This is a genomic window from Arthrobacter sp. B6 (assembly GCF_001663775.1).
Classification (GTDB): domain Bacteria; phylum Actinomycetota; class Actinomycetes; order Actinomycetales; family Micrococcaceae; genus Arthrobacter.
Map to the genome: position 1 here is coordinate 3,276,416 of NZ_KV467168.1, position 22,817 is coordinate 3,299,232.

Consider the following 22,817-nt stretch of genomic DNA (forward strand, 5'->3'; position numbering starts at 1 on the left):
TGGGTGGGCTCTACTTGTTGAGCAGGCGCACATGTTCGGGGGTCAGCTCCGAGATCCTGCTGACGCCCAGCAGTGCCATGGTGCGGGCCATGTCCTTCTCCAGGATCTGGATGGCACGGTCCACGCCGGCCCGGCCTCCGGCCATCAGGCCGTACAGGTACGCGCGCCCGATCAGCGTGAAGTCAGCGCCCAGGGCCAGGGCGGCGATGATGTCCGCGCCGCTCATGATGCCGGTGTCCAGCATGATGGCTGCGTCGGAGTTGTCCTTCGTGAAGGCTTCCTTGACGCCGGGCAGCAGGTGGAACGGGATGGGCGCGCGGTCCAGCTGGCGGCCGCCGTGGTTGGACAGCACCACGCCGTCGGCGCCGTGGTCCACCACCTTGCGGGCGTCCTCAACGGTCTGGATTCCCTTGACCACGAGCTTGCCCTTCCAAGTCTCGCGGAGCCAGTCCAGGTCCTCGAAGGTGAGGGTGGGGTCGAACATCGAGTTGATGAGGTCGGCCACGGTGCCCGTGTAGCGAGACAGCGAGGCAAAGGTCAGCGGCTCGTGCGTGAGGAAGTTGAACCACCAGGCCGGACGGTAGGACGCGTCCAGCACAGTCTTGATGGTCAGGGCAGGCGGAATGGTCATGCCGTTGCGGACGTCGCGAAGGCGGGCGCCGGCGACTGCGGTGTCCACGGTGACCATGAGGGTGTCGTTGCCGGCGTTGGCGGCGCGCTCGATCAGTTCCAGTGAGCGGTCGCGGTCTGTCCACAGGTAGAGCTGGAACCAGTTGCGGCCGTTCGGGGCGGCGGCGGCCACGTCCTCGATGGAGGCGGTGCCCATGGTGGAGAGGGTGTACGGGATACCGGCCGCTTCGGCCGCCTGGGAGCCGGCGTATTCGCCTTCGGACTGCATCATGCGGGTGAAGCCGGTGGGGGCAATGCCCACGGGCAGCCGGGAGGACTTGCCCAGGATGTCGGTGCTCAGGTCAATCTTGGAGACATTCCGCAGGATGCCCGGCCGGAACTCGATATCCAGGAAGGCCTCACGGGCGCGGCGCAGGGTGATCTCGGCTTCGGCGGCGCCGTCCGTGTAGTCAAAGGGCGCCTGTGGTGTGCGGCGCTTGGCAATGTCCCGCAGTTCCCAAATGGTGCTGGCCCGCTTGAGCCGGGCTTCCTTGCTGAACTCGGGCTTCTTGAACTGCATCAGCGGCGCGAGGTCCGAGTACTTCGGGATGCGACGCTTCAGGGCGGCCGGGACTGCTGTCGAGGCGGCGGGGCGCGCCGCGGCCGCGGCGGAAGCCGGGACATCCGTAGCGTCCGGAGCCGGGGTGGTCTCGGGATTGTTCGGCTGGATCGTGTGGGTCATGGCTTCCTCCGTTGGTGGGCCGGACAGCTTGCGGGAGTCATCGTGCCGTGCGTGTGGTCTAACCACACTGTAGGGCATGTGGTCCGACCACATCAAGTAGGATGGCCGTATGCGTACCCATCAGCTTGTCCTCCAGTGGATCGAGGGCCAGCTCTCCGAAGGCAAACTGGCCGTGGGTGGGCGGTTGCCCGCCGAACGCACCCTCGCTGAGCAGCTGCAGGTCTCCCGCACTTCAGTGCGCGAGGCGATCCGCATCCTGGAGGCAATGGGCGTTGTCCGTGCCGGCGTCGGCTCCGGTCCCGAGGCGGGAACTGTGGTCATTTCGGACCCGACGGCGGCGCTCGGCTCGGCGCTGCGGCTCCACGTTGCCACGCAGCACCTGCCCGTGTCCGACATTGTCCAGACCCGGGTCCTCCTGGAATCCTGGGCGGCGTCCCACGCCCGACCTGATTCGCCGGAGCTCTCCGGGGCTGCCCGGCTCCTGGAAGAAATGGATGCCGACGGGGTGGCCGTGGACGACTTCCTGGCCCTCGACGTCCGCTTCCATCTGGCCCTGGCGGACGCCGCAGGCAATACCGTGGTCAGCGCCATGATGGGTTCCCTGCGCGAATCCATTACGGGCTATGCCTCACGCCTCACGGGCAACCTTCCGGATTGGGATGCCACCGCATCGCGGCTACGGGCGGAGCACCATGACATCCTGGACGCCATCCGGAATGACGACGGCGAAAGGGCAGCAAAGCTGGTGGCCGCCCACATCGAGGGCTACTACCGGGAGGCCGGGGTCAGGCACTCCTCGTAACTTCGGGCGCCCGGGTTCGGCGGCTCACGGTGGAGTTTTTGTCCACATATGGCGAGCTGGAGGGCATCCAAGTCGCCGTAACTGGACAAAAACTCCATAGGGGGAGGGGTTGTCAGCCGTGCGTCGCTGTGCGTGGCGCCTTCGCCGGTCCGCTGCTCGCCCGGATCTCAAGCCGCGGCTGGTAGCGGCTGCCCGGTGCATCATTCTCTTCCTTGCGGATGAGTGCGCGCATCTGCTCCCATGCCTGCTGGCCAAGCTCCGTGATGGGCACGGCCGCCGTGGTCAGGGCAGGCGTGGTGTAGCGGGCAAACGGGATGTCGTCGAAGCCAGTGACCGAGATGTCACCGGGAACGTCCACTCCCCGCTCGTGAAGCCCGCTCATCAGTCCCATGGCTACAAGGTCGTTGAAGGCGAGGATGCCCGTGGCGCCGCTGTCCAGGACAGCGTCCACGGCCTCATGTCCGGTGTCGAAGTCCGAGCCGCCTTCGAGCATGAGGACCTCCACCTGAGGGTGGTCCGCTTTGAAGGCCTCCAGCCCCTGGAGCCTGAGTCCGTTGGAGGCGCTGCGGGGTGGCCCCGCCAGGAACGCCAGCCGCGTGTGGCCGAGGTCCACGAGGTGCCCCGCGAGGTCCTGGACGCCTTGCCCGTAGTCCACCACGAGGCTCGGAACGTCAGCCGCAGTTGTTGTCCGGTTGATCAGGACCAGCGGGTGCAGCGAAGGCACGATTTCTTCCAGCTCGGCATCGCTCATGCGCGGTGCGCACAGCACCAGGCCGTCGCACCGGCGGCGGGCCTCACCCGCCAGGATTGCTTCCTCACTGGAGACCTCGAAGGAGTCGGCGATCAGCACCCGGTAGCCGTCCTGGGCTGCTGCCCGGCTCAGCCCGCGCAGGATGGCCTGGAACGTGGGGTTGGCAAGGTCCGGAACCACAATCCCAATAGTGTCCGTCTTGCCCAGTGCAAGGCTCCGGCCCACCGGATTGGGCTGGTACTTCAGTTCCGCTGCTGCGGCCCGGACGCGGGCAGCAATTTCCGGATCCACCGTGAAGTTGCCGTTCATCACCCGCGAAACCGTGGCATGCGAAACTCCGGCTTTCACGGCAACTTCTGCGATGCCGATCCTTCCGGTTGCCGATCTCCTGACCATGGCCTGCCTTTCGTAGGTCCCCCGGGCCATTCTGCCGCCAGAGGGCTGGCGATTTTCCTGCAGATGTCGGGTGTCGTGAGAAAAAGCATATAACGCCGCGGGAAAGCGATTTCTATCGGTACGTCAGAGAGCTTGGCCTCCGCGCGAAGGGCTCCGCAGCGCCCACCTTCTAGAAAACGCTTTCTCTCAACGAGGATATGGTTGACGAGAGCAGGTTGCTCTTGGTACAAATCATATAACGCTTATGAGAAAACGCTTTCTCGGTAGTGTCCGGAAAGCGGCACACTGCGTCACACAAACGGCCGCCTTCCGGCCGGGTATTGAGCCTTCGAAAGGGACCCTCATGGTCAACACAGCCGAATCGAGTTCCGCCACCGCTGCCAGCACCCCCGCTCCGCTGACCGGCACCGCAGCCGACGGCGTTCCAGGAGCCGGTGCCCGCGCCAAGGCCCGCATCGCCCTCATCGGCACCGGTGGCCGCTCCGAGATGTACATCCGCGCCATCTTCGGCAAGCACGCCGACACGGCGGAACTCGTGGCGTTCTCCGACGTCAACCCCGGCCGGGTCGAGTTCTACCAGAAGCTCATCCAGGAACTTGGGGCGCCGGGCCCCGTCGCTGCCTTTGACCCGGCGGACCTGACCGCGTTCATCCAGGCCAACAACATCGACCGCGTTGTGGTGACCACGCCGGACTACACCCACGCGGACTACATCGTGGAGGCACTCGAGGCGGGTGCCGACGTCGTGGTCGAAAAGCCCCTGACCATCGACGCCGAGGGCTGCCGCCGCATCACCAGGGCCGTGGAAAAGACCGGCCGCAACGTGGTGGTGACCTTCAACTACCGCTACTCCCCGCGCAACAGCGCCCTGAAGGAAATCATTCAGAGCGGCGTGATCGGCAAGGTCACCTCGATCGACTTCAGCTGGGTCCTGGACACTGTCCACGGCGCGGACTATTTCCGCCGCTGGCACCGCGAGAAGAAGAACTCCGGCGGCCTGCTGATCCACAAGGCCTCCCACCACTTCGACCTGGTCAACTGGTGGATCAACGACGTCCCGGAGCGCGTCTTCGCCTCCGGCGGCCTGAAGTTCTACGGCGACAGGAACGCCGCCGAGCGCGGCCTGGGTCCCCGTCCCGAACGTGGAACCCCCGACGCCGGGACTCCGGCGAGTGCCGAAAAGGATCCGTTTGCGCTGGACCTCCGTGAGGATGAGCGGCTCAAGGCACTCTTCCTCGACAACGAGCACTACGATGGCTACCGCCGCGACCAGGACGTCTTCACCGGCGGCATCACCATCGAGGACAACCTGGCACTCGTGGTGGAGTACCAGGGCGGGCCGCGCCTGAGCTACTCCCTGAACGCCCACAGCCCGTGGGAGGGCTACCGCGTTTCGGTCAACGGCACGGAAGGCCGGGCAGAGCTCGAAGTCGTGGAACGCGCCGCCGTCCTCAGCAGCACCGACAAGAAGACAGTGGTTGACCCGAGCGCCACTCCCATCGAGGAGGACGACGCCGTCCGCCGCAACGGCGAACGCCTGGTCGTCCAGCGCCACTGGGAGCCCGCCTACGAAGTACCCATCGTCAACGGTGAAGGCGGGCACGGCGGCGGCGACGAGCTCCTCCTCTCCGACCTCTTCAACGGTCCCGGCGAGGACCCGCTGGGCCGTCCGTCCGGCTACCTCGACGGCCTCCGCTCGGTGTCTGTGGGTATTGCCGGCAACCGTTCACTCGAGTCCTCCCTCCCAGTCCGCATCGAGGACCTGGACCTCGGTGCCGACCTCCGCCGCGGCGCCTAGACCGCAGCCTGAAATCCTGAAGGAATAATCATGAGCAGGATCTTTGTCACCGGCGGCTCCGGCCGGCTGGGACGCAGTGTGGTGGCCGGGCTGGCCCAGGCGGGACACGAGGTCGTCTCGGTGGACCGCGACGCCATCCCGGCGGACCAGCTGCCGGCCGGCGTGGTGCAGGAAACCGGCGACCTCCTGGCCCCGGGTGAGGCATTGCGCCTTCTGAAGGAAACCAGGCCCGACGCCGTCATCCACCTTGCGGCCATCGCCGTACCGTTCAGCGCCCCGGAAGAGGTCATCTTCGCCACCAACACCCGGCTGGCCTACGCCGTAATCAGCGCCGCCACGGAAATGGGAGTTGGCAAGATCGTGACTGCCAGCAGCCCCACTGCACTGGGCTACGGCTGCCCGGCGGGATGGCTGCCGGCCAGCTTCCCGCTGGACGAGCGCACCACGCCAAAGCCGTGGAATGCCTACGCTCTGTCCAAGCTGATCGCCGAGCAGACAGTGGAGATGTTTGCCGCGGCGCAGGGGCAGAAAATCCGTTACGCGGCCTTCCGGCCGTGCTACGTCATCTCTCCGGAGGAATGGGAAGGCGCGCCCACACAGCAGGGCCACACTGTGGCCGAACGGCTGGCCGACCCCGCCCTGTCAGCGCCGGCACTGTTCAACTATGTGGACGCCCGCGACGTAGCCGAATTCCTGGACGTGCTCCTGCAGAAAATGGACTCCATCCCCAACGGGGAAACGTTCTTCGTCGGCGCCGCTGACGCCCTGGCCACCGCACCCCTGGCCGAGCTGATGCCCCGCTTCCTGCCGGGGAGCGAAACCCTGGCCGCCTGCCTGACCGGCACCAGTCCCGCCTTCTCCATCGCCAAAGCCCGCGACCTGCTGGGCTGGGAACCCAAGCGCAGCTGGCGAACCGAACTGAAGACAAAAGCCACCCTCAACGACGAGACCTCCGCCTCGCTGGTCACAGCCGGAGCCGGAACCAAGGAGACACCATGAAATTCGACGGCGTTTTGTTTTTCCCCGTCACCCCCTTCACGCCGGAAGGCACTGTTGATGTGAAGCTCCTCAAGGAGCACATCGGCTCGCGGCTGGCATTCGGTCCCGGCGGTGTGTTTCCCGCCTGCGGCACCGGCGAGTTCCACGCCCTGGGCATCGATGAGGTGCGCACCGTAGTAACCGCCGCCGTCGAGGTTGTGGCCGGTAAGGTGCCGGTAGTCGCCGGAGCCGGCGGGCCGCTGGGCCACGCCCTGGATGCCGCACGGGTGGCCGAGGAGGCCGGCGCCGACGCACTCCTGGTGCTGCCGCCGTACCTGGTCACCGGACCCACCGACGGCCTGGTGGCCTACATTGAGGCCGTGGCGGACGCCAGCAGCCTGCCGGTGATCGTCTACCACCGCGGCAACGCCAAATTCACGGCCGCCTCCATGGTCCGCCTCGCCGCCAACCCCAAGGTGATCGGCTTCAAGGACGGGCTGGGGGATGTGGGCCTGGCCCAGGAGATCGTTTCCGCGGTCCGTGCGACGGGACGCCAAGACTTCGCATTGTTCAACGGCCTCCTGACCGCCGAACTGACCCAGGGTGCCTACCGTGGCCTGGGAATTCCGCTCTACTCCTCGGCGGCGTTCGCCATGGCACCGGAGATCGCCAAGGCGTACTACGACGCCTACATGTCCGGTGACGAGGAGCGCCGCAACGCCCTGCTGGAGGGCTTCTACGCTCCGCTGGTGCGGCTCCGTGACCAGACTCCCGGCTTCGGCGTCTCCCTCATCAAAGCCGGCCTGCGGCTTGGCGGACTCGCTGTTGGGGGTGTCCGCCCACCGCTGGTGGACCCCACCGAGGACCAGCTGGTCCAGCTGAAGTCCATCCTGGCCAAGGGCTACGAGCTGGCCGGCCGCTGATGAGCGCGCCCGCCGCCGAAGCCGTCCGTACCGCACCGCTCATTACCGGTCTGTCCACCCGGCTCCTGACCGTCCCGCTGCGCCGCGGCTGGGGAGTGGAAGCCCCGGAAAACCATGTGATCGTTACGGAGATCCAGACGGACGACGGCGGCGCGGGGCACGGTTTTTCGTGGACGCCCACCATCGGTCCGCAGGCTGTGAAGGCCCTCCTGGACTACGACATCGCACCTTTCGTCACTGGGCTGCCCGCCAACCCCGAGACGGTGTGGGACGCGTTGTGGAAGCGGCTGCACGAGGCCGGCGGCGGGGGACTGACCACCATCGCCATGGCGGGCGTGGACCTTGCCCTCTGGGACCTCCTGGCCCGCCGCGCGCAGACGTCCGTCACCGGGCTGCTGGGCCAGCGGCAGGAGTCCGCGGAGGTGTACGGTTCCGGCGTGAACCTGCACTACACGCTGGACGAGCTGGTGGCCCAGGCCGAACGCTGGGTGGCTGCGGGCCACCGGGCGGTCAAAATCAAGGTGGGCAAGCCCGACATCCGCGAGGACGCCGAGCGCGTGGCGGCTGTCCGGTCCGTCCTCGGCCCGGACCGCAAGCTCATGATCGATGCGAACCAGCGCTGGGACCTGCCCACCACGTTCAAGGCCTTGGAAGTGCTCGCAGAGTACGGGCTGGAATGGCTCGAAGAGCCCATCCGCGCGGACGACCTTTGGGCCTACCGCAGGCTGCGGAAGCACTCGCCGGTGCCCATCGCCCTGGGCGAAAACCTCCACACCATCTACCGCTTCCGAGATTTCATTGATGCCGAAGCGGTGGACATCATCCAGCCCAACATCATCCGGGTGGGTGGCATCACGCCGTTCCGGCGCATCGTGGAGCTGGCCAGGACCAACAGCATCCGCGTGATGCCCCACCTGCTGCCGGAGCTTTCCGGGCAGCTGGCCCTCACGCTGGCGGAGCCCACCCTGGTGGAGGACGTGGAAGATGCGTCCTTCGAGCAGCTGGGCATCTTGGCCGGACCCGCGCCGGTCCGCTTCAGCAACAGCCGGCTGACCCTCACGGACCAGCCCGGACTGGGTTTCCGCTTCACGGACCACGCCCCAGCCTGATGAATGCCGCCTGATGCACGCACATTTTGCAGACGCAGACCCCATAGCCGCAGACACGACGACAAGGAACCCCGAGTGACCACTGCAACCCTTTCACTTTCAGAACTTACAGCCGCCGCAACCCGGGCTGCCTCCATCGCGGCCGCAGCGTCGGACGTCGAGCGGGCAGGCTGGCTCAACGCCGTCGCCGATGCCTTGGACGACAACGTGGCCGAACTCGTGGAGATCGCCGATTCCGAGACGAGCCTTGGCACGGTCCGGCTGACCGGCGAAGTGGCCCGCACGTCCGGGCAGCTGCGGCTTTTCGCCCGTGTGATCACCGAAGGCTCCTATTTGGAAGCAGTCATTGACCACGCTGACCCGTCGGCCACCCCGCCCAAGCCTGACCTGCGCCGGATCCTGCGGCCCATCGGACCGGTGGCTGTTTTCTCCGCCTCCAACTTCCCGTTCGCTTTTTCCGTAGCAGGCGGCGACACCGCTTCCGCCCTGGCCGTCGGCTCTTCGGTGATCGTGAAGGCCCACTCGGGCCACCTGAAACTGTCCGAACGGACAGCAGAAGTGGTCACGGAGGCCCTGCGTTCGGCCGGAGCCCCGGACGGACTCTTCGCCCTCGTAAGCGGCCGCGAGGTGGGCACCGCGCTGGTCCAGGATCCAGCCATCAAAGCCGTTGGCTTCACCGGATCCATCCCTGGTGGCCGGGCGCTGTTTGACCTCGCGGTCTCCCGCCCCGACCCCATTCCGTTCTACGGTGAGCTGGGCAGCCTGAACCCGGTGGTTGTCACCGCGGCTGCGCTGGCCGAACGGTCAGGCCAGCTTGCGGCAGGACTGGCCGCTTCGTTCACCATGGGTGCCGGCCAGTTCTGCACCAAGCCGGGCCTGGTCTTTATCCCGGCGGGCACCGAATTTGCGACGGAGCTGGCCGAGGCCAGCAAGGACAAGCCGACGTCGGCCATGCTCACCACCCGGATCTCCGACGCCTACCCGGATGGTCTTCGCAGCGTGGCTTCGCTGCCTGACGTGCAGATCGTCAGCGGTACGGCGGATCAGGACGCCACCCGCGACGGCGCCGCTCCCGTGGTGTTTTCCACGTCCGCAGCCAACGTCCTGGAGCGCCCGGACGAGCTGCTGGAGGAATGCTTCGGGCCCACCACGCTGCTGATCGAATACAAGGACCAGGAAGAGCTCTCCGCCGTCCTCGCGAAGGTTCCCGGGAGCCTGACCGCCACGGTCCACGCCCAGCCGGGCGAGGAAGTTGGAGGCCTTGTGGAGCAGCTGTCCGAACTGGCCGGACGGGTCCTGTTCGATGGCTGGCCCACCGGTGTCGCAGTCAACTGGGCACAGCAGCATGGAGGGCCGTACCCCGCCACCACGTCCCTGTTCACCTCGGTAGGCGCGACGGCGGTCCGCCGCTTCCAGCGCCCCGTCGCCTACCAGGACGCTCCTGAATCCGTCCTGCACCCGGCACTGCGCGAAAGCAACCCGCTGGGCATCCCGCGCCGCGTCGACGGGGAGCTCCGCCTCCCGTAGCAACGCTCTCTCACATAACGTCGCTTAAATCGAAACGCTCTCTCAGTTGTCGCCGGGACTACGGCTACAACTGGGAGAGCGTTTGGCGTTTTGCCCTCTACGTCAGGCTGGTTGTGAGTCAGTCAGTGATTGAAGGGAACAGGAGCAGCCATGACTGTTGGTCCGCGAGGTATTAGCCGCGATGAGATTCGGGAATTGGTACATGAGTATTACGTGCAGCCGTATGGGACGAGGAAGGAATGGCTTGCCTCTCAGCCAGTGACTGAATGGACGTTCCGGCGGTGGCGGAAGATGGTGCAAGAGGGTGATCTCGACCGGAATCTGATTCCACGAGAGCATGGGGGTATGGCCCGTACGAATGGCGAGTGGTCCGCGTTTGAGAAAGCGCGCGCCAAGGAGATCGCTGAACACCAGTCCGAAGTCGAACAGCTCAAGGGCCGTATCCGTGAACTTGAAGGCACGAATACTGCTCTGGGAAAAGCTATCGGGCTCTTGCACGAGTTGAACGTGCCAGAGCCCGATACGGCCCGGACGAAAGATCCGAAAGGTTCATCGAAGCCGAGAACCTCCTCGTCCGGGAGCTGACAAAGCTCACCGGCTCGCAGCGGCAAGCCCTCGAGTGCGCCGGCGTGTCGCGCTCGACCTGGCACTACCGGCAGAACCCCCGCGAACGCGTGCAGGACCCGCTCGCCCAGTCTGAGCGGGCCTATGAATCGCGGATCAGCACCGGGGATCGCGACCGGATCTGCGAATACATTCTGGACGGCTGGGCCAACCAGGTCTCGGTTGACCATTCCTACGCGGCCGCGTGGGACAAGGGGGTGGTCCTCGCTTCCCGCCGGACCTGGTGGCGGGTCGCGGCCCAGATCGAGGACCAGATGCTGCGCCCCACGATCCCTACCAGGAGCCGGAACAACCGGCCCCCACGGGAGAAACCGGTTGTGATGGCGACCGGACCGGGCCAGGTCTGGTCCTGGGACATCACCGATCTGTATTCACCCTGGCGGGGAAAGCCGTTCAAAGCCTACTCAGTCCTTGATATCTACTCCCGCCATATGGTTGCCTGGCGGGTCGAAGACCGAGAAGCCGACCACCTCGCGGTGGAGATGTTCGAACCGCTATCGCCCGGCACGGCGCCCCGCGCATCGTCCACGCCGACTCCGGGCCGGCGATGAGATCAAACCTGCTCCGCGACACTCTCACCAGCCACGGTATCGAACTCTCCCACAACCGGCCCTACGTCTCGAACGACAACCCCTTCTCAGAGTCCGGGTTCCGGACCATGAAGTACAGGCCAGGCTACCCCCGCGTTTTCAAAGAACTCGAGACCGCCCGGGCCTACCTCGCCGACTACGTGCCCTGGTACAACACCCAACACAAACACTCAGGCATTGCACTTTTCTCGCCCGCCGAAGTCCACGAGGCTCCTGGAAAGAAACCTGGCAAAAACGCGACCACGCACTCCAGCGCTACTACGACAAAAACCCCGAACGATTCCACCAGCGCCCCATCACACCAGCCCCCGCCAGCCACACAGGAATCAACCTCCCGGCAACAAAAACACCCACACAGCAAACCCAATGACTCCACACAGCTTGACAACCTTCGTTGCTGCAGGATCTGAGAGAGCGTTTGGCGTTTTGCTGCAGGATCTGAGAGAGCGTTGGCTAGAGCTGCAGCGTGAGGGGGCGCTTGAGGCCGTTGACGGTGGTGGCGGGCCAACGGTCGTCCACGGTCAGGACCTTCACCCCGGAGTCGGTGAGCTGCACAGTGTCCTCGATCTTCACCCCGGGTCCGGAAGGGTTCCAGGTGAACGGCTGGTTGAGCACCACGGTGTCGGTGGCGGACGCTGTGACGCGCGGATCCCGTCCGGCATAGCCCGCCGGTCCGCCCTGGTGGTGCAGCTCCCACTGCTCCGTTCCGAAGCCGTGGCGGACGTAGGCCGCTTTGATCTCGCCGAAAATGCGGTGCAGCCGGGCACCAGGCACCGTGGCGTCGAAGATGTCCGCCTCAACTGCCGCGATCCGGGCCTCGGCGTCGAGCTCCTCGGAGGTGCCGGCGTCGAACCTTACCCAGCGGGTGATATTGGCAACCAGGCCGTCCCGCCGCGCGCACACCACCGCCATGGCGCGGCGGCCCAGGGGCGCGTGCGTTGCCAGGGGATGGCGGAAATCGCTGCGGGAGCTGCCGTTGCACAGCAGCACCAAGGGTTCCGCGCCCGCGGCCACGACACGGCCGGCGAGGGATGACACAAGTCCGAACTCAGTGGTGTCCGGCCGGGCGGCTGACAGCACATCGGTCATGATGCCGGCCAGTTCCGCACTGAGGCGGGCGTAGCGGGCGCTTTCGCCGGGAAGCAGCTGCTGCCGGGCAGCCCTCAGCTCGGTGGCCACCGCGGCCTCCTCAAGCGGGGTTGCCGGTCCACGGTGCCCGCCGGAAGAACGTCCGACGGCGGCAGCGGCCTCGTGCAGGTTCCCGTACCAAGGCACGGTGTGGAGGGTAACGCCGGAAGGGAGCTCCTCGGCCGCCATGCGCCCGGCTTCGTTGTTGAACGTGACCAGGTGGTCGCCTTCCCGGTCCACCAGCACCGCAGCGATGGGATCGCCTGCCAGGCTGATGTGGACGCGGCTGCCGTCCAGGTACCAGGTGAGCGCAGTGTGGCTGGCCAGCAGCAGTGAGTCCTGCCCCTTGGAGTCGAGGATGTCCAGGACCCGGCGCCGCTTGATCTCGCGGTCGGCTGTGGAGGCCGGTGGTGTCCGTAGTCCGGTGGACGGCCTATGGAGCGGAGCGGGTGTGGCGGTGGTCTGGCTCATGAATTGTCCCCCTGTGTCCTGATTAATGTCTCAACGTCTTCAGTGCCCAAAATTCCGTCGGCTATATAGATGCTGACGCTGCGGCGGACCGGGGCGCCGGGTTCGGCAATCACGGGGGCGTCCCAGGCCAGCGACTGGCCAACGCCGGGGTATCCGTCCACGCGGACGAACCACGGGTCCGTGGAGCCCTCCGAGGCCACAAACACCAGCGTGGCGGGTCCGCCGGAGGATGCGCTGCCGTGGCCTGGACCACTGGCATCCGTGCTGGCATCTGCACCGTCGTCGGACTTTTCAGTACTGAAATTGCCGGACCAGGCGAGCCACGGGGTGACGCTTCCGTGCACGGCTGCCTCGCCGGTGTTCGTCTCTCCGGTTGCACCGGGCGTCCACACCGTTGCCCCGGAACACTCCGGAAGGCGCCAGAAGAAGCCGCCGTAGCCGCCCTGGTGGCGGCCGTTGGAGCCGGGGCTGCCCAGGCTGACGGGGTGATCCCCGGCAGGGGAGAGCGCAAAGTCAAGGGTGAGGCGCCAGGCGGAGGAACCGGCCGCGGCCCACGTCCAGGTGCGCTGTTCGGTCAGGAGGGGGGCGCCGTCGGGCCCGTTCCAGGACAGGCTCTCGGCCAGCCGGTTGGCCCCCGGGGACTGCCCGGCCGGGGACCGCTGTTCCGTCCGGACGATGGTGCCGTGGTCCGGGCGCCAGACGTATTCGCCGGCGGCCCGGGTGTAGGTGCGGCCGCCCCAGAAGCTAACGCCGTCAACATCCTGCAAGGCCACGCCCACGCCCAGGTGCCACACATGGTCCAGCGGCTGGTGGTCAGTGACGACTGTCCCGGCGAGGGTGCGCACAGGGTGCAGGTACGGGCGGGGCGAGGACACTGTGCGGATGCGGCTGCCGTCCTGGTAGTCCGCCACGGTGTGTCCGGCCAGCTCGAGGGTGCGCACCGGCGGCAGGCTGCGGGCCCAGGGCACCCCCAGCTCGGCGAAGGTGGCCTGCGCCTTGGCCGCACGTTCGATGAGCTTCGGAATGCCGTGGACCACGGGATGGGCGTCGTCGCCTTCGCCCTCCCACGTGATGTGTTCGGCGCCGATTTCCTGCGGGTCCGGTGCTGTGCGGATCGCTTCCAGTACGGAGGTGAACGCGCCAGTGTCCGCCAAGCCGCACAGCAGGGGTGCGCCGGCGTTTCTTGCGGCGAGCAGGTTTTCCAGCAGGTCAGTCCGCCCGAAGGTCTCGCGGCGCTCGCCGGCCGCGGTTGTGGTGACTACCTGGTCTTCCGTGTAGAAGAAGGTGATCTCGCCGTTCGTGCCGTGAACCGTCACGGAGGGGTTCTGCTGCTCCGGAGCGCACAGCGTCAGGCCGCACAGCAGGGTCTGCCCGGCGGCTGTTTTGACCCGGATCACGGACGTATCGTCGCTTTGCGTGTTGTTGGCCCGGTAAAGGTCGGTCTCCACGGACGCGACGTCGGCCACGGTGTGTGCGCCGGCCATGTGCAGTCCGGTGGCTACGGCGTGAGCCAGGGCGTTCGTGGCCACGCCGTCCACAACGTCGGTGCCTTCGAGGCTGCGTTTGCCCGCCCAGCGGGACCGTTTGAAGTAGCCCTTGGTCCGCAGCCACATGCCCTGGGCGCTCAAGCCCAACACCTCCCCGATTTCGCCGGACTCGATGGACCTGCGGATGGCGGGCAGGGCCAGGGACCCGATGCTCTGGAATCCCACCTGCACGAGTTTCCCAGAGGCTTCAGCCGCGGCGGCGACCTCCTGGAACTGCGCCATGGACGCCACCGGGGGCTTTTCCACATACACGTCGCATCCCGCGGCCAGCGCTGACAGTGCGAGGGGTGCGTGCGTTTGGATGGGGGTCGCCAGGATAACCACGTCCGGGGCGGGCCCCGCCGCCAGCAGCTGGTCCAGCGTGGCGAATACCGCCACCGCACCGGCCAGTTTGCCGTCCTGGGGCGGATTGGGATCGGCCACGGCCACCAGTTCGACGGCGCCGGAAGCCTCAAGGCGGGCCAGGTTGGCCAGGTGCCGCTCGCCGAAGCCGTGGACGCCCACCAGGGCTATCCGCGGACGGGCGGCCGGAGCGGCCGCCGAACCGGGCCCCTCGGCGGAGTGCGGTGCGGTGCTGCCTGGTGCCGCGAAGGCGGATTGCTGGGTCATCAATGGTCCTCGGTGCCTATGGGGTGGAAACGGTCGAATGGTGCTGGGTCGTGGGCCTTCCGGCGCCCAGCCTCCCGGATAAGTAGCTGATGGCTTCATTCTGCATCTCTGCGGTGAAGACGTGCCCGCCCGGCCAGAAATTGCCGGTGTAGGAGCCATTGGGGTGGAGCGACTCGAGGACCCGGTGGGCCTCGCGCATGCCGTCCTCGGGAAAGAGCGGGTCAGCCAAGGCATACTGCACCAGGAATCCGTCTGCGCCCGACCTCGCCGTTAGTTCCGGCCAGTCGCCCAGTTTCCAGAGCCCGGGCGTCTGCAGCAGCCAGGAATGGGCATCCAGGTAAGCGGGGAAGAGGGACCCGAACGTGGCCATCATGCATGTCACCACGTAGTTCCGGATCCGCGGGCTCAGCGCCGCCAGCGCCACTGCCCTGCCGCCGCCGCCCGAAAAGCCCAGGCATCCCAGCCGGTCCGGATCGACCCCCGGCAGCGAGGCCAGGATCTCCAGCGCGGCAAGATCGTCATGGGCCACCGTCCCGGCAAGGCTGGTGCCCAGGAGGCCCGCAGCCTTGGCCACGGTGTCCTCGTGGAAGCCAGCGGCTGCGTTGTACAGCTCCGCTTCAGTTAGTACGACGCCGTCCTCCCGCCATTGAGCCTTCCGCGCCTCCAGCGCGGCGGCAGTCCTCCAAGGGGGCACGGAGAGATCAAACCTGCGGCTTCCCCAGGCAAACGTGTCATGGGCCAGAACGGCAAAGCCCGCCCTGGCCACCTCGGTGGCGAGGGCCCGGCCGTCGTAATGGCCGGCCCTCGCCGCCGCAGCGGACGGGTGGGACTGCGGGAGCTCCACGAGCCGGTCGGCTCCACCGAATTTGTTACCGCCGTGGCAGTGCAGGGCGAGTACACCCGGCAGGGCCCCGGAAGGCCCGCCCGGCCGCATCAGCCAGCCCGTAGTACGGGGGCCGAAGCCCACCTGCCAGCTGAGCTGGCAGGTGGTGACGCCGTCGTACGTTCCTTCCCAATGGACCGTGACGTCCGCCGGGGGACGGGGTTCCGGGACGCCCAAGGCGTCCGCGAGCCCTTGTGCTGCCGGGGCGGCTGCCTGGTAGCGGGGCTGGTTCCGCACGTAGGCGGGCCAGTCCTCGTAGCCGGCAATTGCGCTGGGCCGCGTGGGGTCCTCGGGTGTACTCACTGGCCTGCCTGCTGTTTGGGATGGCGGATGGTGGGCGGCGGTGCCGGTCAGCCCAGGTTCTGGTTGACCTCGGCAATCATGCCCTTCGCGGCGTCGCGGGGGGAGATCTTTCCGAAGAGTACATCCGTGTTGTTACGGTTCAGGACCTCCATGGTGGCCGATGACCCGGCAGGGAACGGCTTGGGTGCCTCGATGTTCATCTCCGCGATACGGTCCAGGTAGGCCGCTTCCTTCTGCTGGGAGTCCTTCAGGAGCGGGGTGATTCCGGCCTTCAGTTCGGTGTTGGCAGGCATGCCGCGGTCACTCTTGATCTTCTTGGCCGCGTCCATGTTGTTCACGAGGTAGTTGATGAACAGGGCGGCTTCCTTGGGGTGGGCCGACTTGGAGGAGATGGCGTACTCCATGGACGAACGCAGCCAGGCACCCGGCTCCTTGCTTTCACCCGGCATCTTCATCATGACCAGGGGAGAGCCGGAGTAGGAGGTCATCTGGTTGCTCCAGGAGATTTTCATGGCCTGCTTGCCCTGGCCCATCAGCGTCAGCTCCGGCTGCGCGGAGCCGTCTTCCACCGTCTGCGATGCCGACGGCGCTCCGCCGGTTTCCATCAGCTTCTTGTTCATTTCAAACCAACGGGTCAGGGTGTCTTCGCTGATGCCCATCTTCTTGCCGTCTTCGGTGTACAGGTCTTCGCCGTTCTGGCGGGCCCAGACAGCCAGGAAGGAGTCATTGGCCATGGGCGTGGTGCCGAAGGTTCCCTGCGGGGACTTCTTGGTGATCTCCGCGGCGATGTCCGCATAGTCATCCCAGGTCCAGGTCTCGTCGTCCGGGAGTGCCACGCCGGCTTTTTCGAAGACCACGGGATCGATGACCATGGACATCGAGTTCACGCCGGCCGTAATGGTGTACTGCGTACCGTCGATCTTGCCCAGGTCCACTGTCCCCTCGGCGAACTTGGAGGTGTCCAGTTGCTCCTTGACCTTGTCCAGGTCCAGCAGCACGCCGCGGCTGGAGTATTCGCTGGGGTACGAGCCGCTCATGGCGAAGACGTCCGGTGTAGTGCCGCCGGCGATCTGGGTGGCCATCTTGTCCCAGTAGGAGCTGAACTCAGTGTTTTCGCCCTGGACCTTGATAGTGGGGTTGGCGGCTTCGAAATCCTTGATGACTTCGAGGGTGGTTTTGGCGCGGGAGTCGTTTCCCCACCAGGCGAAACGGAGGGTGACGGGGTCCTCGACGGTCCCCACCTTTCCCGTTTCGGTGGAGCCGCCGCAGCCGGTGAGAACCAGTGCCAGTGCCGCCGTTGCGCCGGCGATACGAAGTGAAGACTTATTGAGACCAAACCGCATTGTTGTGCCCCTCATGTGTTGAAGTATGGGTAGAGTGATCCGAGTTACAGAAAACGCTTTCTCAAAAACTAGCAAAGGGCTATACAGGAGTCAAGAAACCGTTTACTTTGGTACGGAGCCGCTTTCTTTCGTCCCGCACGGCGGCGGCAGGCCCGGACCGCAGACAACAGCAACAAAACCTGTAGCCGGCGTCAGGAGTCCGCCACCGGAGCCGGGACGTATCCGGATCGCCCCAGCGATCACCAGACGTGGAGGGCCACGATGACCAAAGGAGACCACATGGCCACTAAACATATCCCCAGGACGCCCCGGCCGGCATTCCTGCCGGCGCCGGCGCGCCTGATGCGTGAAATGGAGTCGCCGCAATGAGCGCCATCAGCGAACTCAGCACAATTTCCCGGCGGAAGGGCAAAGCCACCGCGGAGGAGAAGAAGGCCAACGGCCGGGACAATAAGGCCGCCTATATCTTCCTGCTTCCGTGGCTGGTGGGCCTTGTAGCCATCACCATCGGTCCCATGCTGATGTCCCTCTACCTGTCCTTTACGGACTACAACCTGCTGCAGCCGCCCGAATGGGTGGGCCTGGACAACTTCACCCGGATGTTCTCGGACGCCAGGCTGCACAACTCGCTCGGCGTGACCTTCACCTACGTCCTGGTGGGCGTTCCGCTTCAGCTGGCAGTGGCGCTCCTGATTGCGCTGGTCCTGGACAAGGGGCTCCGCGGACTGCCTTTCTACCGCTCCGTGTTCTACCTCCCGTCCCTGCTGGGCGGGTCGGTGGCAGTTGCCATCCTCTGGAAGCAGATTTTTGGCACTACGGGGCTGGTCAACCAGGTCCTCGCGATGTTCGGCGTCCAGGGTCCGGGCTGGATCTCGGATCCCAGCACAGCGCTAAGTTCCATCATCCTGCTCCATGTCTGGACGTTCGGCGCCCCGATGATCATCTTCCTCGCGGGCCTGCGGCAGATTCCCGTGATGTATTACGAGGCAGCGAAGGTGGACGGCGCCACCGCACTCCAGCAGTTCTGGAAGATCACCATGCCGATGCTAAGCCCGATCATCTTCTTCAACCTGGTGCTGCAGATCATCGGTTCCTTCCAGTCGTTCACCCAGGCGTTCATCGTCTCCGGCGGCAGCGGAGGCCCGTCCGACTCGACGATGTTCTTCACGCTGTACCTCTACCAAAAGGGATTCGGCCAGTTCGACATGGGCTATGCGTCCGCCATGGCCTGGTTCCTGCTGGTCATCATCGGTGTTTTCACCGCCATCAACTTCATCGCTTCTAAGTATTGGGTTTTCTATGACGACTAAGCTGGAGACGCTGCCCGCCCCGGACAAGAAGACTTCCGGCGCCGGCAAGCCTAAGAACCACCGCAAGCTCCGGGAGTCCCGCGGGACGCTGGCCTTCAGCCGGTCACAGCGGAACAAGGCGCTGGGCAAGCACGCCATCCTGATCCTTGCGGGCGGCCTGATGATCTACCCGCTGCTTTGGATGCTCGTGTCCTCCCTGCGTGCGAACGAACTGATTTTCCGCGAACCCGGACTCTGGCTCAACAGCCTGGAAATGAGCAACTACACCGACGGCTGGTCAGCTCTGACCCACCCCTTCGGGCACTACATGATCAATTCCGCCATTGTGGTGATGGGCTCGATTTTGGGCAACCTGGTCTCCTGCTCCATGGCCGCCTACGCCTTTGCCCGGCTGCAGTTCACCGGCAAGAAGCTGTTCTTCGGCATCATGCTGCTGACCATCATGCTCCCGTTCCACGTGATCATCGTGCCGCAGTACATCCTGTTCTCGCAGATTGGCTGGGTCAACACTTTCTGGCCCCTCATCGTCCCGAAACTGCTCGCCACGGAGGCGTTCTTCGTCTTCCTTATGGTCCAGTTCATCCGCGGCATCCCCAAGGACCTGGACGAAGCCGCACGCATCGACGGGGCGGGCCACCCCCGTATCTTCCTGCGCGTCATCCTTCCCCTGATGGTGCCGGCGCTGGCCACCACCACCATCTTCACGTTCATCTGGACCTGGAACGACTTCTTCGGCGCCCTGATCTACCTCACGGACCCCGACATGTTCACCGTTCCCGTGGCCCTGCGCGCCTTCGTGGATTCGCAGTCAGCCACGAGCTGGGGATCTCTGTTCGCAATGTCCATCGTGTCCCTGCTCCCAGTCTTCCTGGTCTTCCTCTTTGGCCAGCGGTTCCTCATCAAAGGCATCGCCACCACCGGTATCAAATAAGCCTGACCTGCAGTCCCTCCGAGCCCCCTGCTCGAACCGATGGCCCGTCTCACAGGACGGGCCATCGGCCGTCCTGTGCCTACCTGGCGTGCTGGCGCCGGCCGTCCTGTGCCTACCTGGCGGGCTGGCGCCGGCTGTCCGCTTACGGAACGGCCGACGTCGGCACGTCCCGCAGTAACGTGCCGACACGCTCACGGGACGCCCGACGTCGACAGGCCTTGCGGTGGGCGAGGCAACAAACAGCTATCCCAAAAACCTCTTGTAATACAAGTTTCTAACTTGTAGTATGGGATTTAAGAAAACGCTTCCTCGTTTCTCGAATCCCCAGCAAGATCAAAGAAGATCGGAGTATCCAGTGCCGCTTTTTCCCCGCTCTGAGTCTCCTGCCCGTAACCATTTGGCAGAGACCCCTTCCCACGGCGCACGGCGCCGTTTCCGAAAGACTGGTGTCGTTGCTGCTGCAGCCGCCGCTGTTCTCGCCCTGAGTGCCTGCGGCGGGGGAGCGACACCACAGAGCGCCGACGGTACCGTTGAACTCCGGTTCTCCTGGTGGGGCAGCGACAAGCGGGCCCAGCTGACCCAGGCCGCCATTGCAGCCTTCGAGGCCGAGAACCCCAACATCAAAATCAAGCCCGAGTACGGCGACTGGAGCGGCTACTGGGACAAGCTGGCAACCCAGGTCGCCGCCAACGATGCCCCGGACATCATCCAGATGGACGAGAAATACATCACCGAGTACTCCAGCCGCGGCGCCCTGTTGGACCTCTCGAAGTACGAGATCGACACTTCCAAGCTGGATGAAGCCGCGCTGAACGCAGGCAAGAGCGAGGACGGCCTGACCGGCATAGCAGCCGGCATCAATGCAGCCACGATCGTGGCCAACCCGGCTGTGTTCCAGGCTGCCGGTGTGGCGCTTCCGGATGACAAGACCTGGACCTGGGAGGACTTTGGCCGCATCTCCGCCGAGCTCACCGAGAAGTCCCCGAAGGGCACGTACGGCTCCGCCGCCTACGGCACGGACGAGGCCTCCCTGGGCGTCTGGCTCCGGCAGAACGGCAAGTCGCTCTACACCTCCGACGGCAAGCTGGGCTTCGAGCCGGCCGATATTGCGCAGTGGTGGGAATTCCTGAAGGAGCTGAGCGAGAAGAAGGCTGTCCCGTCGGCGTCTGAAGTTGTGGAAGCTGAAGCTGCACCGCTCGACCAGAGCGGCTTGGCCACGGGTAAGAACGGCCTCGCCTTCTGGTGGTCCAACCAGCTTCCGGCACTTGAGAAAGCGGCCGGCAGCGAGCTCCAGATCCTGCGCTTCCCGTCCAAGACCGGGAAAGCTGCCGACACTCAGCTCTGGTACAAGGCATCGCAGTTCTGGTCCGCTTCCTCACGCACCAAACACCCTGAAGAAACTGCCAAGTTCATTGACTTCCTGGCCAACAACGAAAAGGCCGGCGAGGCACTCCTTGCAGACCGCGGCGTCTACCCCAACTCCGAGGTCCGTGCTGCCATCGAATCCAAGCTGACTCCTGCTGACATCAAGGTGGTCAAGTTCATCGACCAGATCAAGGACGAGCTCGGCGAGGCTCCGGCTCCGCCGCCGAAGGGCGCCGGAGCAATCCAGGAGATTGTGAAGCGGTACACCTCCGAGATCCTGTTCGAGAGGCTCTCAACTGATGAGGCAGGCAAGAAGGCCCACGACGAAATGAAGTCAGCCATCAGCGGTTAGTCCTCACACCGCCAAACTGCTCCGGACGTTCTGGGGAAGCCTCCTCCGCAGAACGTCCGACGGCGGGTGGCAGCTCCGTCCCGGCAGGAACCATTGGTTCCCGCTGGGACGGAGCTGTTTAATTGCCGTTTCTCAACACTGTTTGGTTTCAGTTCTCGGTTGGGACAACTGGGTGTTGTACCTATGCTGTGCCGGGGCCGCGGCGGTAGGTCCCCTTCTTCATCACGACGCGCGGCCAAGCATTCAGCCCGTGCTGATTTTCCTTTTGAACGGTCTGCCGCAGCCCGTCGGTCCAAGACTGTTCGGGCACCTGGACAAAGCCGAGGCGCTCATAGTAGGGGGCATTCCACGGAACGTCGCGGAACGTTGTCAACGTCATACACTCGAGGCCGCCCTCATCGGCCCACCGTTCCACTGTGCCGATGAGCGCGCTGCCGAGGCCCTTGCGGCTGTTCAGCGGGTGGACGGTCACCTGCTCTATATGGGCGCAGTGCTCAATAACGTCGACGAGGATGTACGCGATGGGGACATCGGCGGAGTCCGTTGCCACCCACGCCCTGCCTTCGCGCTGATAAGCAGCCAACTCATCCTCAGACGGTGGAGGGTCGTCTGCAATTGCGTCCATACCAATTCCGCGAAAGAGTCCTCCGGCCGCGACTTCGATCCCGCGAATGTGCGCCAGGTCCTCTGGTCTCGCTGTCCTGATCACGTGTCCAGTATCGCCTACCTGTTCCGCTGGTCACGGACCTGTCCGGTTCAGGTATACCGTTTGCTGGATTCCACACGCCCGAGGGCCGGGGCACACTTTCCTGCCTCCGCGCGTCGGTCACCCCTGCCTCGGCACGCCGGTTGTTTCTGGGCGTTCACTCCTGTCGGGGGGTGCCGCCTTTTTCTTTGGTGGGTTATTCGCGGGGTGGTGGTGGGGGTTTGAAGTAGTGGTTTTGTTGGGGTTTTTGGGTGGGGTCGATGTGGCGTGGGGGTGTGTACCAGGGGACGCCGTTTTGGGTGGTGATGGTCCATTGTTCTTTGTGGATGAGGTGGTGGTGATGGGTGCATAGGAGTGCGCCGTTTTCAGTGGTGGTTGGTCCGTCGTGGGACCAGTAGGTGATGTGGTGGGCTTCGCACCAGGGGGCGGGGATGGTGCAGTTGGGGAAGGTGCAGCCTTGGTCGCGGGCGGTGAGGGCGGTGCGTTGGGCGGGGGTGAAGAGCCGGGTTTTGCGGCCGAGGTCCAGGATTTCGCCGTGGGTGCCGAGGAGGGCGGGGATGATGTCGGCGTCGCAGGCGATTTTGCGCAGGGTGGTGGCGGCGACGGGGCCGGTGAAGACGAAGTTCCCCGTCCCGGTCCCGGTGGCCGTGGTGCCTGTGCCGGTGGGCGGGGCGCCGGTACCGGTTTCTGGTCCATAGCCCGCACCCGCGCCTGGGCATGTGTCGTTGGCTGTGCTGCAAACCGTGCCCGCACCCGGGCTTGGGTCTGGGGTTGGGTTTGAACCAGTGTTGCTGGCTGTGACCGTGGCGGTGTGGGTGTGGGGGAAGAGGTCTTGGTAGTTGATGGTGGCGATGATTTGGGGGCGGTTGCCGCCGGTGGTGGGCAGGGTGTTGGTGGTGAGGGCGGCTTTGACGGCGCCGATGATGCCGTCGAGTTGTTTTTGGGACCGGGTGCGCCGGTCCAGGTCCATGTCACCGTCGCGCCATACGTCCGGGTCTGTGCCGGTGGCGTTGGTGTTGG

At 65.4% G+C, this 22,817-nt stretch carries 20 protein-coding genes; 12 read left to right on the top strand and 8 right to left on the bottom strand.

What is annotated here, in order from left to right:
- Nucleotides 1–10: 10 nt before the first annotated feature.
- Nucleotides 11–1,351 (bottom strand): alpha-hydroxy acid oxidase, encoded by a 1,341-nt coding sequence (locus AU175_RS14550; RefSeq protein ID WP_066290198.1) that lies wholly within the window; start codon nt 1,349–1,351, stop codon nt 11–13.
- Nucleotides 1,352–1,460: 109 nt separating this feature from the next.
- On the opposite strand from AU175_RS14550, the gene AU175_RS14555 reads away from it, so the two are divergent.
- The gene (locus tag AU175_RS14555; protein WP_066290199.1) at nt 1,461–2,153 is read left to right on the top strand and encodes a FadR/GntR family transcriptional regulator; all 693 of its coding nucleotides are present in this window, start codon (nt 1,461–1,463) and stop codon (nt 2,151–2,153) included.
- A 112-nt stretch (nt 2,154–2,265) separates the two neighbouring features.
- Here the strand turns inward: AU175_RS14555 and AU175_RS14560 are convergent, their stop codons facing one another.
- The gene (locus AU175_RS14560; protein ID WP_066291167.1) at nt 2,266–3,300 is read right to left on the bottom strand and encodes a LacI family DNA-binding transcriptional regulator; all 1,035 of its coding nucleotides are present in this window, start codon (nt 3,298–3,300) and stop codon (nt 2,266–2,268) included.
- A 343-nt stretch (nt 3,301–3,643) separates the two neighbouring features.
- Between AU175_RS14560 and AU175_RS14565 the strand changes: the two genes are divergently transcribed.
- The 8 genes from AU175_RS14565 (at nt 3,644) to AU175_RS22815 (ending at nt 11,259) form a co-directional block, all read left to right on the top strand.
- The gene (locus tag AU175_RS14565; protein ID WP_066290201.1) at nt 3,644–5,098 is read left to right on the top strand and encodes a Gfo/Idh/MocA family oxidoreductase; all 1,455 of its coding nucleotides are present in this window, start codon (nt 3,644–3,646) and stop codon (nt 5,096–5,098) included.
- A 30-nt stretch (nt 5,099–5,128) separates the two neighbouring features.
- Nucleotides 5,129–6,097 carry an NAD-dependent epimerase/dehydratase family protein gene (locus tag AU175_RS14570; protein WP_066290203.1) on the top strand — a complete coding sequence of 323 codons (969 nt, stop codon included), beginning with the start codon at nt 5,129–5,131 and terminating at the stop codon, nt 6,095–6,097.
- Complete coding sequence (locus AU175_RS14575; protein WP_066290206.1) at nt 6,094–6,999, top strand: 5-dehydro-4-deoxyglucarate dehydratase; 906 nt, start codon at nt 6,094–6,096, stop codon at nt 6,997–6,999. Before AU175_RS14570 ends, AU175_RS14575 begins: the two co-directional genes overlap by 4 nt.
- Nucleotides 6,999–8,108 carry a mandelate racemase/muconate lactonizing enzyme family protein gene (locus AU175_RS14580; protein WP_066290208.1) on the top strand — a complete coding sequence of 370 codons (1,110 nt, stop codon included), beginning with the start codon at nt 6,999–7,001 and terminating at the stop codon, nt 8,106–8,108. Before AU175_RS14575 ends, AU175_RS14580 begins: the two co-directional genes overlap by 1 nt.
- A 75-nt stretch (nt 8,109–8,183) precedes the next feature.
- A complete protein-coding gene (locus AU175_RS14585) occupies nt 8,184–9,635 on the top strand; it encodes an aldehyde dehydrogenase (NADP(+)) (RefSeq protein ID WP_066290212.1) in 1,452 nt (483 codons plus the stop codon).
- A gap of 150 nt (nt 9,636–9,785) precedes the next feature.
- Nucleotides 9,786–10,220: a hypothetical protein gene (locus AU175_RS14590; RefSeq protein ID WP_066290215.1), complete on the top strand. Its 435-nt coding sequence runs from the start codon at nt 9,786–9,788 to the stop codon at nt 10,218–10,220.
- Nucleotides 10,221–10,264: 44 nt separating this feature from the next.
- The gene (locus AU175_RS21815) at nt 10,265–10,810 is read left to right on the top strand and encodes a hypothetical protein (RefSeq protein ID WP_156642217.1); all 546 of its coding nucleotides are present in this window, start codon (nt 10,265–10,267) and stop codon (nt 10,808–10,810) included.
- A complete protein-coding gene (locus AU175_RS22815; RefSeq protein WP_197497115.1) occupies nt 10,807–11,259 on the top strand; it encodes an integrase core domain-containing protein in 453 nt (150 codons plus the stop codon). The genes AU175_RS21815 and AU175_RS22815 overlap by 4 nt, the downstream gene beginning before the upstream one ends.
- A 43-nt stretch (nt 11,260–11,302) precedes the next feature.
- Here AU175_RS22815 and AU175_RS14600 read toward each other — a convergent pair whose 3' ends face one another.
- From AU175_RS14600 to AU175_RS14615, 4 genes are read right to left on the bottom strand one after another with little or no spacing between them, the layout of a single operon-like run.
- Entirely contained in the window at nt 11,303–12,448 is a 1,146-nt protein-coding gene (locus tag AU175_RS14600) for a M24 family metallopeptidase (protein WP_066290219.1), read from the bottom strand.
- Nucleotides 12,445–14,604 carry a DUF6807 family protein gene (locus AU175_RS14605; RefSeq protein ID WP_082979172.1) on the bottom strand — a complete coding sequence of 720 codons (2,160 nt, stop codon included), beginning with the start codon at nt 14,602–14,604 and terminating at the stop codon, nt 12,445–12,447. The genes AU175_RS14600 and AU175_RS14605 overlap by 4 nt, the downstream gene beginning before the upstream one ends.
- A gap of 16 nt (nt 14,605–14,620) precedes the next feature.
- Nucleotides 14,621–15,790: an acetylxylan esterase gene (locus AU175_RS14610; protein ID WP_066290220.1), complete on the bottom strand. Its 1,170-nt coding sequence runs from the start codon at nt 15,788–15,790 to the stop codon at nt 14,621–14,623.
- A 47-nt stretch (nt 15,791–15,837) separates the two neighbouring features.
- A complete protein-coding gene (locus AU175_RS14615; RefSeq protein ID WP_066290221.1) occupies nt 15,838–17,133 on the bottom strand; it encodes an ABC transporter substrate-binding protein in 1,296 nt (431 codons plus the stop codon).
- A gap of 365 nt (nt 17,134–17,498) precedes the next feature.
- Here AU175_RS14615 and AU175_RS14620 point away from each other — a divergent pair, with 365 nt between their 5' ends.
- The 3 genes from AU175_RS14620 (at nt 17,499) to AU175_RS14630 (ending at nt 21,091) form a co-directional block, all read left to right on the top strand.
- Entirely contained in the window at nt 17,499–18,443 is a 945-nt protein-coding gene (locus AU175_RS14620; RefSeq protein WP_066290222.1) for a carbohydrate ABC transporter permease, read from the top strand.
- On the top strand, nt 18,433–19,374 hold the full coding sequence (locus AU175_RS14625; RefSeq protein ID WP_066290224.1) for a carbohydrate ABC transporter permease: 942 nt from the start codon (nt 18,433–18,435) through the stop codon (nt 19,372–19,374). Before AU175_RS14620 ends, AU175_RS14625 begins: the two co-directional genes overlap by 11 nt.
- 355 nt (nt 19,375–19,729) lie before the next feature.
- Complete coding sequence (locus AU175_RS14630; RefSeq protein ID WP_066290226.1) at nt 19,730–21,091, top strand: extracellular solute-binding protein; 1,362 nt, start codon at nt 19,730–19,732, stop codon at nt 21,089–21,091.
- Between the two features lie 181 nt (nt 21,092–21,272).
- Here AU175_RS14630 and AU175_RS14635 read toward each other — a convergent pair whose 3' ends face one another.
- Both AU175_RS14635 and AU175_RS22450 read right to left on the bottom strand, forming a co-directional pair.
- The gene (locus AU175_RS14635) at nt 21,273–21,716 is read right to left on the bottom strand and encodes a GNAT family N-acetyltransferase (protein ID WP_231938583.1); all 444 of its coding nucleotides are present in this window, start codon (nt 21,714–21,716) and stop codon (nt 21,273–21,275) included.
- 277 nt (nt 21,717–21,993) lie between these two features.
- Nucleotides 21,994–22,817 (bottom strand): HNH endonuclease signature motif containing protein (locus tag AU175_RS22450; protein WP_156642422.1); only part of this gene is annotated, 824 nt, incomplete at its 5' end.